A 15,617-nucleotide genomic window follows, 5' to 3' on the forward strand; every position below is an offset into this window, starting at 1 on the left:
TTTCAATAAAGTAGGTTGGTGTTGTTAATTTATTGGTGGTGGTAGAGCTATGAAAAATTTTCTTATTAGCATTGTTTTCTTTTGGCAGTTGGCCTACGTTTATGGACAGCCTAATCGCGTCCATTTTTTCTCCCTTCAAGATGGTCTGACCAATCAGCAGGTGCTGGATATTGTGCACGATGATGACGGATTTATGTGGATAGCCAGCGAGCTGGGATTGAACCGGTATGCAGGGAAGTCTTTTAAATCATTTTATGCAACAGACAAGCCGGATGGGCGATCGGTCAATAGTAATGAAATCAATACCTTGCTTTATACCGACAAGAAAGTGTATATCGGAACGCGGTCCAATGGCCTGAATGTACTTGACTTACGTACAAATAAATTTAGCTATTACACACATGACGGTACTAATCCGAAATCCATCGCGACAAATGATATAACCGATATGATTGAAGGGAAAGATGGAAAACTGTGGCTGGCCACCTATCATCAAGGTGTACAGCATTTCGATCCAATAACCAAAGAGTTTAATCATTTCAATAAGAAAAATTGTCCCGGACTTCCCGAGAATAGTGTTTGGTCCTTAGCTGAAGATCGCAGTAACATGCTTTACATTGGGCATGTAAATGAAGGCCTGACAATTTTGGATCCCGCCCGTCGGTCACTGAAACGATTGACTAATCAGAATACATTGGGTAAACTTCCTGATAATGAAATTAAAGTGTTGTTTTGCGATCAGGGGGGGAATGTGTGGATTGGAACCCGTAAAGGGTTGGCTGTATATCATCCGGCTTCAGGTCAATTACAGCAAGTCCCTTTGGCAGGATTAGCAAAAAATGGGAATGAACCTTTTGTCTACGCAATCAAGGAAATTGGCAATACCTTATGGATAGGAGGCGAGTCGTCGCAACTATTTTTGTTGCAGCCGAAATATACGTTTGATAAACGTTTTGAAGGCGTCCAGCACATACAGCTTTTTGATCTTGGCAAAGGTAATAATACCATGGTCCAGCATATCACTCTGGATCGGTTCGGAAATATTTGGCTGGCGTTATATGGTGGAGGTGTAGGGGTTGTTTCGCATATGGCTCCTTTTTTTAGTGTTTTTCCTTCAGACAATATGTTACCTGACCGATTGGCAACAGTGAGTAATGTATTAACTGGTGAAAATCGGACTCGACTGGTAACTGAGGGCTCGGGTATAGTAGAAATGAATGCTGGAGGCCGTTTGTTGGGACAAATTACCCAAAAAAACGGATTGCCCGACGATTTTATACTTACGGCATTTAAGGATCGGCATCAGCATGTATGGATGGGATTGCGGAAGGGCGGGATTGCTGTCCAATATGCTGGATCTTCCGATTGGCATATGATCGATTTAGGGGAGTCGGTGACCGAAGTTCGTGCGATATATGAGGATCATTTGGGGCACATTTGGATTGCTGCCAATCAAGGTCTTTTTATATACGATGGAGTGGCACACCATGTTCAAAAGCTTCTGATCAATAAGCCTATGCTTGGTGATTATGCACCGCGAACGCTAGTGGAAGATGGTCAGCACAATATGTGGGTAGGAACTTATGGGCAAGGACTCTATGTATATAATTCCGACCGTAAACTGCTTCGTAAGATGGACAATAAGAGTGGATTACGTAATAATACAATCAATCATTTGCTACGCGATAGGGATAATAATATTTGGATCGCTACAAACCACGGATTGGCTATGCAGGATGCAGGTAAGAAGATCGGTGATCTCGCTTTATTGTTGCCGCCGGGAGGTAATGCTTGGTTGTTTGTCAATGGACTTGCGGAGGATCATACCGGAAATATTTGGTGCGCAACCAAATCGGGGATGTTACGCTATGTCTCGCAAGAGAGGCATTTTCTCCACTACGACCAATCCTTTGGTTTACCCTTGGGCGGATTTATCAATGCTAGTGTAGGAAAAGACCGCGAAGGGCGACTGTATTTTGGCATGCAGGAAGGAATGTGTTATTTCAATCCTGCTAATATTCCGTCCGATTTACCTACTTCGCCTGTAAGCCTGAGCCGATTTATTGTTTTTCAATCGAGCGAATCCAATGCGCAGGTTGATAAATATCCGTCGGATACAAAGACGATTAAGCTCAATTATGATGAAAATAGTTTTCGCATCGAACTTGCTGTCATGGATTTTGCTTTGGATGGATTGGTCGAATTTGGGTATCAATTGGAAGGACTCAATAATGACTGGATTTTTTTGGGCAATGAGACAAACCTCGATTTTCGTAATATTCCCTATGGTGAGCACGAGCTGCTCATTCGTACGCGAATGAAAAACGGTCAGTGGTCGCAAGAGTATCAACGGCTGCTGATTAGCATCGCGCCACCTTTTTATTTGAGCTTACCTGCTAAGGCATTTTATATGCTACTCGTGCTTCTGATTGGATATGTGATTATATCCTTTTATTTCAAAAGGATGAAAGCCGAATCGGAACTCAAACTTAAAGAACGGCAACATCTACAAGACGAACAGCTGCATGCCGAGCGGATGAACTTCTATACGCATATTACCCATGAATTACGTACACCCCTGACGTTGATCCTGGGGCCCCTTGAGGATCTGTCGCAAGAAAAGCAGCTTGCTGAGAAACACCGTGCGTTGGTTCAGACGGTTCAGAAAAGTGCCAATAGACTTTTCACATTGGTCAACCAGCTTTTGGAGTTTCGGAAGGTAGAATCGCAATTTAAACCCTTTGTTCCCGAAGCAGGATCCTTGGGCGAAATGCTCGCCGATCTGACACATAAATATAAAACATTGAATCACAAGCCTGGTCTTCGCGTGTTGTGCGAACTCCCTACAGCGGATATACGTACGTTGTTTGATGCAGAAATTGTGCAATTGATTGTCGATAATTTATTGTCGAATGCGTATAAATACACAGCTTCGGGCTATATTAAACTAAGTCTGCGCTACGAAGGTGCAGATCTAAATCATTGGGCCATATTGTCTGTAGAAGACACGGGGGTTGGTATTGCCGAAGAAGATATTGAGCGGATTTTCAAAAAGTATTATCAGATTCCAGGCACAGGTACGCAAGGTACAGGAATTGGCCTTGCTTTGGTCAAGGAACTAGTTGCAATACATCATGGAAAGGTAGAGGTAAGTAGTACGTTTGGGCTAGGCACTACATTTACGGTCAAGCTAAAAGTAGATCAAGTTGTCGCACAAGAAAGCGAACCGCCCACGGCTTCGCAGCGCCCCCTGATTCTACTGGTCGAGGACGATTCGGAGCTCAGGGAGTATCTGGGAACTACCCTGCAAAGGCATTATGATGTGGTACTTGCTGAAAATGGAGCTGCGGGCTATAAAACGGCGATGGCACGAATACCTGATCTGGTGATCAGTGATATTATGATGCCCGATATGGATGGCTTTGAGCTGGTACAGCAGCTCAAACAGGAACGCAGTACAAGTCATATTCCACTGCTACTATTGACGGCGAAAAACACCGATGCAGACCGGCAACGGGGCTATGATCTGGGGATAGACTCCTATCTGATCAAACCTGTTACGGCAGCTTTACTCTTCAAACGTATCGACAACCTATTGAGCCGACAGAAACAGATCAATGAACTGATTTTGGAAAGTTTAAACAGCAAATCACCCTATTCAGATGATTATACCGAGCAAAAACCTCCTGAGGAGCTGTGGCGGGAAAATGAATTTGTTCAGGATTTTATGCAGATTGTCGAGCAGCATATGCAGGATGAAGTATTGGACGCTGCTGCCCTTGCTGACCGAATGAATATGAGTCAGTCTACCTTATACCGCAAGTTGAAGGGGATCACAGGTAAAAATATCAATCAGCTGGTTCGCAAGATACGTATCCATAAGGCTGCGGATCTACTTCGGACGGGGAAATATAATGTGACTGAAGTGTCGTTTATGGTCGGAATCAATAGTGCAATTTATTTTCGGCAGTGTTTTAAGGAAGAGTTTGGCCAGCTACCTTCCGAATACCAACGAGCCGACAATAAGATCCGGGTAACGTATTAAAAGAATACACAAACGCTCGTAATGCCCCTGCTACTCCTCCGTGGCGAGGGGCATTTTTTTTCGCATAAAACAGCCTCCTCATGGCAGACCGATAAAGCAGGCTCAGGTTTCATCAAACAGGAAATATGCCTTAAATATATTATAAAAGCTGTTTTTGACTGAAAATTATATGATTTTTGACGGATTTGTATATGATGTAATGCTGCAAAATGGGCTAAGTTTGAGGTATTATCCAATTATAAAATCTAGGTAGGGGTGGCAACGATGCAAAAGAAATAACCAAAGTAGACCATAGTTTACCATCATATTGTCTTGTCCGGCTAGATTGTATTATTTACTGTTTAATTCGTATTTAAATTTATGAAAAACTTAAAGATTGCTTCTTTTTACACCATGTTGAGTGTGATGCCAACATTGCTGTATGCGCAGGAGAAGGTTACGGGACAAGTTTTCAACAAAGCAAACGAGCCTATCGTTGGTGCGAGTGTACTCCTTCTAGAAGGGGGAAAGGGAACCTCAACAGACAAATCGGGGAAATTTGAGCTGAATGCCAACAAAGGAACGCTCGTTGTGTCATTTGTTGGATATAAGACTCGCCGAGTTCCATTGGATGGAACAACAAATTTAAAAATCCAGCTCGAGGCAGATGAAAATGTTTTGGAGGATGTCGTCGTTGTTGGTTATGGTAAACAGTCCAAACGTAATATTACGGGGGCAGTAAGCAATATTAAATCAGAGGATATTGTACGGTCATCATCGACGACAACTGCTGGGGCTTTGGCAGGAAAGGTGCAGGGGATCTCCGTGCGTGCCAAAGACGCGCGTCCCGGTCGTGGTGCAGCGATTGAAATCCGGAATATGGGCTCGCCATTATATGTAATTGATGGGGTTGCCTACGGAGGTCAGGAAGGTACGGACTGGGTCGGTACACAGAATGGCTCCGGAGCAGATATCTTCAACTCGCTAAATCTCGAAGATATTGAGAGTATCTCTATTTTGAAAGATGCCGCAGCGGCAGTATATGGATTCCGTGCTTCTAGAGGTGTTGTACTTATTACCACCAAAAAAGGAGCAAAAGGAGAAAGTGCAAAAATCAATATTAATGGCTACCAAGGCTGGCAGAATTTGACACGTTTTCCGACCATGGCAAACGCGAAACAATACACGCGTGGATTGGTTGAGGCTGCGCAGAATGAAAACCGCGATCCGAAGACGGTTTATACGCCCGAGGAGTTGGCTAAATGGCAGGCTGGAACAGAGCCTGGCTACCAAGGCTATGATTATTATGATATGGTGATCCGTAAGAATATCCCACAGCGATACATCAATGCCAATGTCACCGGTGGAAGTGAAAAATCAAATTATTTCCTGTCATTGGGCCACCTCAATCAGGATGCAATGATCAAGGATTTCAATTATAAGCGAACCAATTTTCAGGCCAATATGGAAGCTGAGGTACTCAAAGGACTTACAGTGGGTACACAGATTTCAGGAAGACATGAGGGAACCCAGGATGTTGGCTTACCAGGTGGAGATGGCTACTTCTCCTCGATTTTGGCTATTATGAAAAATAGACCGACGGTAGGCCCTTATGCAAATGACAATCCAGAGTATATCAATCATACCAATGATTTTCCCTATAACCCGGCGCTCTTTAGTCGCGATATCGCCGGCTATAAAGACAATAAATACCTTGCTGGAAACGTGAATCTCTTTGCGGCCTATAAGACAAATTTTGGTTTGTCGGCAAAGGGAACTGTTTCTTACAATTATACCAATAATAAATTTGATGGCTTCCAATATACCTATGATGTATATCGATACGAAAATAATGCCTATAAGCGAACTGGTGGAAGTGATGCTGGCTGGCGTTACGATACCACGAGGGAGATTGTTTCTCGGTTTGCGCAGTTCCAGATCGATTATAACAAGCAGATCGGCGATCACACTTTCGCAGGAATGTTAGGCTATGAGCGCTCAGACTGGGACCGGACGTATAAAGCGTTGGGCGCAAATCCTTCGAACAATTATATCCCGTTGTTGAGACTGTCGGAGCTCAATAGTTTGGCCGATGAATGGGCTTACGAGGCTCGGGCTGGATATATTGGCCGTATCAATTACAACTACAAGGGCAAGTATCTTCTGGAAGTTCTGGGCCGTTATGACGGGTCCTTTAAATATTATGAGGGTAAACGCTGGGGATTGTTTCCAGGAGCATCAGTAGGTTGGCGTATTTCGGATGAGGGGTTCTTCAAGCCTTTGAAATCCGTCGTGAGTGACCTTAAAATCCGTGCTTCGATCGGGCAAACCGGACTTGAAGAGGGTGTGGGAATGCATGATTACCTTGCCGGATATAATTGGGCGGCTGGAAGTGCTGTCTTAGACGGAGCCTATGTGCCCGGGGTACAGCCAAGAGGTTTACCAGTGCGCAACCTCTCCTGGGTTAAAAATACCAATTATAATATGGGGGTCGATGCAACCTTGTTGAATAATAAGCTGACATTGACGGCGGATATCTTTAAAATTATCCGTACTGGATATCCTGGAAAACGATACGATGTCCTATTACCAGCTGAAATCGGTTATGACCTTCCCAATGAAAACCTCGGTAAGAACGGCTATTATGGTGCGGAAGGTATAATTACTTATACCGATAAGGTCGGTGAACTTAACTATGTTGTCAGTGGGAATATGACTTTTTCACGTTATCGTGACCTAGAAACCTATAAGCCTCGTTTCAGTAATTCGTGGAATGAATACCGTAACTCGATTGAAGATCGCTGGGGTGGCGTATGGTGGGGATACCAAGTTGTCGGAAGATTTCAGTCGGAAGAAGAGATCCGTAACCATCCGATCAATAATGATGGTCAGAACAATAGGACACAACTTCCTGGTGATCTGATTTATAAAGATGTAAACGGCGACGGTGTTATCAATGATATGGATCAGCGTCCGATCGGTTATCCGACAGGTTGGGCACCGATGATGAGCTTCGGTGGCCGGATAGGACTTGACTGGAAGGGTATCAACTTAAATATTGATTTGGCCGGTGGTGCGGTGCAATCCTGGTTTCAGGATTATGAGTTACGTAATGCCTTCCATGGTGGTGGTAATTCTCCAGCCTACCTGCTGGAAGATAGATGGCATCGCAAAGACCCTTATGATCCAAACAGCGAATGGATTCCGGGACGCTACCCTGCGATTCGTAACGGCAACTCAGGTCCCAATAGTCGAAACAGTGATTTTTGGTTGACCAATGTGCGTTACCTCCGAGTCCGCAACCTGGAGGTTGGATACAATCTGCCAAAAGCATGGATTCAAAAGATTAGGGCCGAAAAAATACGGTTCTATATCAATGCTTCAAACTTGATTTCGTTTGACAATGTCAAAGACTACCAGATTGATCCCGAGATCGAAGCGAGAGCAGCAGTAGTATATCCACAGCAAAGGGTATTTATGGTTGGATTTAATATGACTTTTTAACATGAAACTACGATTTAAACTTACCTACATAGGCGTTGCTTTATTGACCTTGTCCTCGTTGAGCAGCTGCAATCACGACGATTGGTTTGACCGGGAATCAAAATCATTGATTACCGATGCACAGCTTTGGAATGATCCGAAACTATTGACTTCACTCGTCGCCAATTATTACGATAGAATGCCAACGTTACATGGTGTTTTCAATACAGGAGGAATGACCGAATTGGATGATGCGATGTGGTCGGGACATCGCGATCAAAACTGGCGTAACGATTACCAATTTGGTGACGATTACGGTCGCTATTGGGACTATGGACTTATTCGGGATCTGAATCTTTCCCTAGAAAATATCGATCAGTTCAGTACACAATTGTCTGATGCACAACGCAAGCAGTATAAAGCCGAATTACGCTTCATCCGCGCTTTTGTTTACTTCGAACTCGTCAAACGCATGGGAGGGGTTCCGATTGTCACTACGCAACTTATCTATGACTTTAGCGGCGATCCAACACCATTGCAGGTGGCACGTGCCAAAGAGTATGAAGTCTACGATTTTATTTACAAAGAACTGGAAGAGATTAAGGAAGATCTCGCCGTCTATAATGCCAGTAAGACCAGAGCCAACAAGTATACGGCATTAGCTTTGGAAAGTCGGGCAATGCTTTATGCGGCATCCATCGCGAAATATAATAATCTGATGGCCTCACCGATAACGACTGCAGGGGGAGAAGTGGGAATTCCTGCCAATATGGCTACTGGGTATTATACCAAGTCGCTGGCTGCCTCCAAGGAAATTATGAACGGTCCCTATGCGCTTTACAATGAGAATGCCGATAAAGGTGCCAATTTTTATGATATGCTCAATAAGAAAACTGGTGCTGAGGTCATCTTTGCAAAGGATTTTGTAACGAGTTTAAAAGTTCACCGCTTTGCTTATGACAATATCGTCAGAAGTCTGACCGAAGACAATGAGTCGTCATCGACGATTTCGCCTTCATTGAGCCTTGTAGAAAGTTTTGATTATCTAGACGGTAGCAAAGGTACATTACATGATAAAAACGGCGCAGGAAATTACGTAGCCTACCAAAATATCAACGATATTTTTGCAAATAAAGATGCCCGTTTGTTTGGAACGGTGATTTATCCGGGAACTTCATTCCGCGGACGTGCTGTAAGTATTCAGGCTGGAGTGGCAACTTGGGGGGCAAATGGAGCCTACCAGTTTACTGCAGCACCACAACTGGGACAGAATTATGCGAGTGGTGGTTTGTGGACCGGCTTTGATGGACCGCTTTATGATGCACAGGACGTCAGCAACACCGGTTTCTATATCCGGAAATTTGTCAGTGATGCGCCGGCGGCCAGCACACGTGGTACATCAGCTGCTAACTGGTGGCCGTGGTTTCGTCTGGGTGAAATTTATCTCAACGCGTCAGAAGCTGCATTTGAGCTGGGGCAGACTGTAGATGCAAGAACTTATGTCAATAAGTTGCGGGAAAGAGCAGGATTTCCGGCCAATAGCATCAGTAACCTAACGATGGATATCATCCGTAATGAACGCCGTGTCGAACTTGCCTTCGAAGATCATCGTTACTATGATCTTAAAAGGTGGCGTATTGCACATTTGGTGTGGGACGGATCTGAAAATGATCCCAACGCGGTTGTATATGGACTATATGCTTATCGTGTCGTGCGTCCAGGGCATGCCGATGACGGTAAGTATATCTATGAACGGGTAAGACCTGCGCGTTTCAGAAAGGCACGCTTTTTCCGTATGGCCAATTATTATGCGTCCATTAGTCAGGATGTCATCAATAAAAATCCTAAAATAGTTAGAAATCCATTTCATTAATCTAATTGAACCATGAAAATAAAATTTTTAAGCTTATTGATAGCTTTTGCAAGTCTACTCGTTGTAGGTTGCGAATATGATAATTTTGAAGCTCCAAAATCAACCCTTTCAGGACGCGTTGTTTATGAGGGGAAGGCGATTGGCGTTCGGAATAACGGCCCTCAATTGGAATTATGGCAGGATGGGCACCCGCTTCGCTCAGCAATACCCGTATATTTTGATCAGGATGGCTCTTTTTCTGTTAGTCTTTTTGATGGCGAATACAAATTGGTGCGGAAAGGAGATTCACCATGGCTGCAACAGGCAACTGATACGGTTTTGGTACAAGTGAAGGGCAATACGACCATTGATGTACCTGTAACACCCTATTTTACGGTGACAAACGAGTCTTTTCAAAAAAATAATAACAGTATTTCGGCTAACTTTACGGTGAACAGAATAGTAGGTACGGCAAATTTGGAGTTTGTGCGTCTTTACCTCGGTAAATCTGTCTTGACAGATCAGGTACAACGCGAGCTACGTGTGGACGCCAATTTGGCTAACGTTGCTTTTGGTCAACCGACGAGGATTGTCGGAGAGTTGCCGGACAATTTGAAAAACCTCGATTATGTGTTTGCCCGAATAGGGGTGAAAGCTACGGTATCGGGAGAGTACTACTATACTGCCGTTCAAAAAATAGCTTTAAAATAGGTACTGACGACAAGTTAAATGGTCAGATTACGAAGCCACGGGATCAAATCCCGTGGCTTTTAGAGATGCAAAAATGTATAGACGCAAAAATATGCCAATGCTTATTTCTTCAACTAAATCTTCATGAAAAAAAACAGAATTTCAATCATAATTACCTTATTTTTAATACATGCTACGTGCGGTGTTTTTGCACAGGCTTATCGCAGCGGACCTACCGACAAAGATTTTGCAGGTTACTTATTTGCCTATTTCAAAGGGAATGCTGTTGTAGACGAAGCTGTTTGTTTTGCGATCAGCACAGATGGCTATACCTATCGCGCGTTGAATGATAATCAACCTATCCTGGATTCGAAGATAATCAGTAAAACCGGCGGTGTTCGGGATCCGCATATTCTCCGTGGCGAAGATGGAAAAACATTTTATATGGTGCTCACCGACATGACTTCCTCCAAAGGCTGGGATTCTAATCGGGGTTTGATCCTGCTAAAATCCGAAGACCTTGTGCATTGGTCCCATCAGGCAATCGATATACAGCAGCGTTTCAAAGGTCAGGAAGCGTTGAAAAGAGTATGGGCGCCCCAGACTATATTTGACCCTTCGGTCGGTAAATACATGGTGTACTGGTCCATGCAGCACGGAAATGGTCCAGATATCATCTACTATGCTTATGCAAACAAGGACTTTACAGATTTTGAAACCGAACCTAACGTGCTGTTTCTTCCAAAAAATGGTAAATCCTGTATCGATGGCGATATTATTGCAAAGAATGGTTTGTTCTACCTTTTTTACAAGACCGAAGGACATGGAAATGGTATTAAGCTGGCGATAACTGATTCCCTGACTTCGGGTAAGTGGATTGAACAACCGGGCTATAAACAGCAGACCAATGATGCTGTGGAAGGATCCAGTGTCTTTAAACTCAATCAGTCGGACAAATATATCCTGATGTATGATGTCTATGGTAAGGGGAAGTATCAATTCTGCACCTCTGAAGACCTTGATCGTTTTAAAGTAATCGACCATCAAATTGACATGGATTTTCATCCACGGCATGGGACCATCATTCCTATTTCAAGACAAGAAATTCTGGATTTGACCACCAAATGGGGGAAACCCAAAGATATGGAATTCACATTCAGAAAGAATCCAGTATTGGATGGCTTTTATGCCGATCCGGATGTCCTCTATTCCAACAAAACAAAGAAATACTATATCTATCCAACGAGTGATGGCTTTGACGGTTGGGGTGGTTATTATTTTAAAACTTTTTCTTCCACAGATCTAAGTCATTGGAAAGATGAGGGTGTGATTTTGGATCTGAAAAAAGATGTTGCTTGGGGGCCTCGACATGCATGGGCACCTACAATCACGGAAAAGAAAGTCAAGAACGATTATAAGTACTATTATTATTTTACAGCAGCGCAAAAGATCGGTGTTGCGGTGGCCGATTTGCCTACCGGACCCTTTAAGGACGCGGGAAAACCGCTGATCGATTTTAAGCCTGAGGGTGTCAATGGCGGGCAGGAGATTGATCCGGCGGTGTTTAACGATCCCAAATCTGGAAAAAGCTATCTGTATTGGGGAAATGGCTATCTGGCTGTTGCTGAACTCAACAAAGATATGGTTTCCATCAAAAAAAATACAGTAAAGGTACTCACTCCCGATAAGACATTCCGCGAAGGTGCCTATGTTGTCTACCGCAAAGGACGCTATTATTTCTTTTGGTCAGAAGATGATACCCGGAGTGAAAATTATCGGGTACGCTATGGAACTGCAACTTCCCCTGATGGACCGATCACTGTTCCGGCTAATAATTTAGTCTTACAAAAAGATTCTGCGGAAGGGATCTATGGCACTGGGCATAATTCGATTTTGCAGATTCCCGGTAAAGACGAATGGTATATTGTTTACCATCGATTCAATTATCCCAAAGGTATTGATATGGGCGACGCAGCAGGATTTAACCGGGAGGTATGTATGGATCGTTTGTATTTTGATGATCAGGGCCATGTCTTGCCTGTTGTTCCAACGCTTTAATCACTTGAACCTAATGCAAAAAAGTAAAATGAATAATCTCATAAAAAAACTATCCGTCTTAGCTGTTTCTATTGGTATGGGCATCAGTGGCCTATACGCACAGGCTGGATTTGGTGAGGCCGAAGCGATCAATTCAGACTGGCGTTTCCATTTGGGTGATATCCAGTGGCAGGCCAGCGCAGAAACGAAGCGTGGAGCCTGGCAGCAGGTCCGTTTGCCCCATGATTGGGGCGTAAAATACCCCCTCAGTCCAAGTTTAGCCAGCGCGACAGGCTATTTACCCGGCGGTATTGGCTGGTATCAAAAACAGCTCCTGATACCTATGGCAGATCAGGGCAAAAAAATATTTATCTATTTTGAGGGGGTATACAACCGAAGCGAGGTGTTTGTCAATGGCAAATCTGTTGGAAAACGCCCCAACGGCTATATATCCTTTTCTTATGATATCACGTCATATATTGAGTTTGGAAAAGAAAATACCATCGCTGTTAAGGTCGACCACAGTAAAAGTGCCGATTCAAGATGGTACACGGGATCGGGCATTTATCGTGACGTTTGGCTTGTAAAGGCCAATCCCTTGCATATTGATCAATGGGGAGTATATGCCTATCCCGAGCTAAAGCAAGGGAAAGGAATGTTAAATACCGAAGTGACCGTTGTCAATAGTACGTCCAACGGCAGTGCGGTTACCGTTGTGCAGGAGTTGATTGATGCCGCAGGGAAGGTTGTCGCTAATAAATCGGAGAAAGTGAAGGTTAATGCTGCCGCTAAAGCGACGATACAGCAGCAATTGACGGTTGCAAACCCTAAATTGTGGAGCTTGGATCAACCCAATCAATACACCTTGCGGACAAGCGTATTGCAAAATGGAAAGCAAATTGATCAGTCGGCAATCAAAACGGGCTTCCGAACTTTTACATTTGATCCAAACAAGGGCTTTGCTTTAAACGGCGAATGGATGAAAGTCAAAGGCGTGTGCCTACATCACGATGCCGGTGTGCTAGGTGCTGAAATGTATACCGAGGTATGGCGTCGACGGCTGCAGACATTAAAATCTTTGGGTGTCAATGCCATTCGAACCAGTCATAATCCGCAAGCATCCTCGCTTTACACCTTATGTGACGAGTTGGGGCTGTTGGTTATGGATGAGGCATTTGATGAATGGGAATTTCCAAAACGGAAATGGCTGCAGGGCTGGAATGTCGGGACCCCCGGTTTTGAGGGATCGTATGACTTTTTTGAAAGCTGGGGCGAGCAAGATCTTGCAGATATGGTCAAACGGGATCGCAATCACCTCTCGATTTTCGCCTGGAGTATAGGGAATGAAGTGGATTATCCAAATGACCCTTATTCACATCCTGTCCTTAACGGCGAGAAGAAGGAGGGTGGTTTTACACAGGCTTCGTATGGCGGATACAAAAAGGATGCACCAGATGCGATGCGATTGGGTGATATAGCGAAACGCTTGGTTGCGGTTGTGAAAAAATATGATAAAAGCAGAGCTGTTACAGCAGGGCTTGCAGGTGTGGCTATGTCCAACGAAACGGCCTATCCGGGGGCACTCGACATTGCAGGGTACAATTATACCGAAAGTCGTTATCAACTGGATCATCAGCGCTATCCAGCACGCGTGATTTTCGGAAGTGAGAATCGGCACGATCTTCCGGCATGGCTTGCCGTACGCGACAACAAGCATATATTTGGCCAGTTCTTGTGGACGGGTATTGACTATCTCGGAGAGTCGGGGCGTTGGCCTTCACGTGGATTTTATTCGGGACTGCTGGATTTCGCAGGTTTTATTAAACCGAGGGGTTATTACCGCCAATCGCTGTGGTCCGATAAACCAATGGCTTATTTGGGAACCTATCCATTGAAGGGCGGAGCAACGACTACCGATGTCTGGTCTGCATTGGAATCCGAACAGGGGCAACGGAAAAATGAAGCGCCCTCCATGGATGCCTGGCCAATTTGGAACTATCAGGAGGGGCAGCAAATCAGGGTGGTCTGTTACACCAATAGCCCTCAGGCGCGATTGGAGCTTAATGGTAAGGTTGTTGGCGAAGAGAAAAATTACGATGAGAAGACAGGTATCATCTTTTGGGATATTCCCTATGCAGCTGGTAAACTAGAGGTTGTTGGTCTGGACACGAATAAAAAAGAAGTAGTTCGGCACACTATCGAATCCAGTGAACGTCCGGCGGCGATTCAGGCGACGGTGATAGGAGGGAAAGCGATTGAGAGCGGTGGCATTTTGCAGGTTGCCTTGCAAGTGGTGGATAACAAGGGACTTCCTGTGGTCCTTTCGGAAGATGAAATCACCTGTGATATTGCTGGACATGCGCGATTACTGGGTATGGAAGCGGGGAACAATGCAGATATGGGCGACTATACCGATAATAAACAGCGCGTTTATCATGGAAAAATGATCGTGTATGTTCAGGCTTTGGGCAAATCGGGCGATACAATTAATATACGATTTACCTCGTCTTGGTTGACAATGGCAAACGTAACCTATAGCATAAAATAATTAACTCACTTGTCTTTATTGAACTTCTGAACTAAAAAAGCACCGGAAAACTCCGGTGCTTTTTTTATGCCAAAATCTTATAGGATGTCCATTCCACTATTGGAAAAATTACGGTTTTATATATTGCTCACAAAAAATATAAATCGGCCAAAGCCAGTTTGTACTTTGCTGCTACCTATATAAAAATCAACAAGGTTATTTCCTNNAGGAAATAACCTTGTTGATTTTAGCTAATTGTTTATTATATCTTGCTCAATAGAGCAAACAAAGCTTTAGCAGTTTCTTCCGAAGACCCAGGGTTTTGCCCGGTAATGAGATGACCATCTTTGACTACATAACTATGCCAATCTTCCCCTTTGCTGTACTGACCACCCAATTTTACGAGTTCATCTTCCACTAAAAAGGGAACAACATCCGTTAGTTGAACCGCTTCTTCCTCGCTATTTGAAAATCCGGTAACTTTTTTGCCTTTGATCAGTGGCTGACCATTACTATCCTTGACATAGCGAAATACAGCTGGGGCATGGCATACGGCAGCGACAGGTTTGTTGTGGGCCCAAAATGATTCGATCAATGCAATGGATGTCTTATCATTGGTTAAATCCCACAAAGGGCCATGGCCCCCAGGATAGAAAACAGCATCATAATCCTGCTCATTGATATGATCCAAAGGAATGCTATTTGCCAATTTTGTTTGAAGCTCCTTATCGGCATCAAAACGTTTGGTTGCTTCGGTTTGAAAATCCGGGAGTGCACTTTTAGGGTCTATCGGTGGCTGACCACCTTTAGGCGATGCGATTGTGACGTCCACTCCTGCATCTTGTAAAACATAGTAAGGTGCTGCAAATTCCTCAATCCAAAAACCTGTTTTTTCTCCCGTATCTCCCAATTGGTCATGTGATGTCAATACAACCAATACTTTTAATTTGTCTTTTTTCATATTAAATAACCAAGTCTGTTAAAAAATTATATGTTTAAAACGA

General features: G+C 44.0%; 7 protein-coding genes. 6 read left to right on the forward strand and 1 reads right to left on the reverse strand.

Going from position 1 to position 15,617, the window contains the following annotated elements; genetic code table 11:
• The first annotated feature begins 49 nt into the window (after positions 1–49).
• The 6 genes from B3297_RS23800 to B3297_RS23825 all read left to right on the forward strand — a co-directional run bounded on the left by B3297_RS23800 (position 50) and on the right by B3297_RS23825 (position 14,634).
• Positions 50–4,045 (forward strand): hybrid sensor histidine kinase/response regulator transcription factor, encoded by a 3,996-nt coding sequence (locus B3297_RS23800; RefSeq protein WP_286779621.1) that lies wholly within the window; start codon positions 50–52, stop codon positions 4,043–4,045.
• 360 nt (positions 4,046–4,405) lie between these two features.
• A complete protein-coding gene (locus B3297_RS23805) occupies positions 4,406–7,528 on the forward strand; it encodes a SusC/RagA family TonB-linked outer membrane protein (RefSeq protein ID WP_286779622.1) in 3,123 nt (1,040 codons plus the stop codon).
• A 1-nt stretch (position 7,529) separates the two neighbouring features.
• Positions 7,530–9,380 carry a RagB/SusD family nutrient uptake outer membrane protein gene (locus B3297_RS23810; protein WP_286779623.1) on the forward strand — a complete coding sequence of 617 codons (1,851 nt, stop codon included), beginning with the start codon at positions 7,530–7,532 and terminating at the stop codon, positions 9,378–9,380.
• A gap of 12 nt (positions 9,381–9,392) precedes the next feature.
• A complete protein-coding gene (locus B3297_RS23815) occupies positions 9,393–10,070 on the forward strand; it encodes a DUF3823 domain-containing protein (RefSeq protein WP_286779624.1) in 678 nt (225 codons plus the stop codon).
• Between the two features lie 123 nt (positions 10,071–10,193).
• The gene (locus tag B3297_RS23820) at positions 10,194–12,107 is read left to right on the forward strand and encodes a family 43 glycosylhydrolase (RefSeq protein WP_286779625.1); all 1,914 of its coding nucleotides are present in this window, start codon (positions 10,194–10,196) and stop codon (positions 12,105–12,107) included.
• A gap of 28 nt (positions 12,108–12,135) precedes the next feature.
• Complete coding sequence (locus B3297_RS23825) at positions 12,136–14,634, forward strand: sugar-binding domain-containing protein (RefSeq protein ID WP_286766632.1); 2,499 nt, start codon at positions 12,136–12,138, stop codon at positions 14,632–14,634.
• Between the two features lie 241 nt (positions 14,635–14,875).
• On the opposite strand, the gene B3297_RS23830 is transcribed toward B3297_RS23825, so the two are convergent.
• Positions 14,876–15,574, reverse strand: a complete 699-nt coding sequence (locus B3297_RS23830; RefSeq protein WP_286734725.1) for a type 1 glutamine amidotransferase domain-containing protein — start codon at positions 15,572–15,574, stop codon at positions 14,876–14,878.
• Positions 15,575–15,617 lie beyond the last annotated feature (43 nt).

Origin of the sequence: Sphingobacterium sp. UBA3519, from assembly GCF_002377215.1 — a bacterium.
GTDB lineage: Bacteria > Bacteroidota > Bacteroidia > Sphingobacteriales > Sphingobacteriaceae > Sphingobacterium > Sphingobacterium multivorum.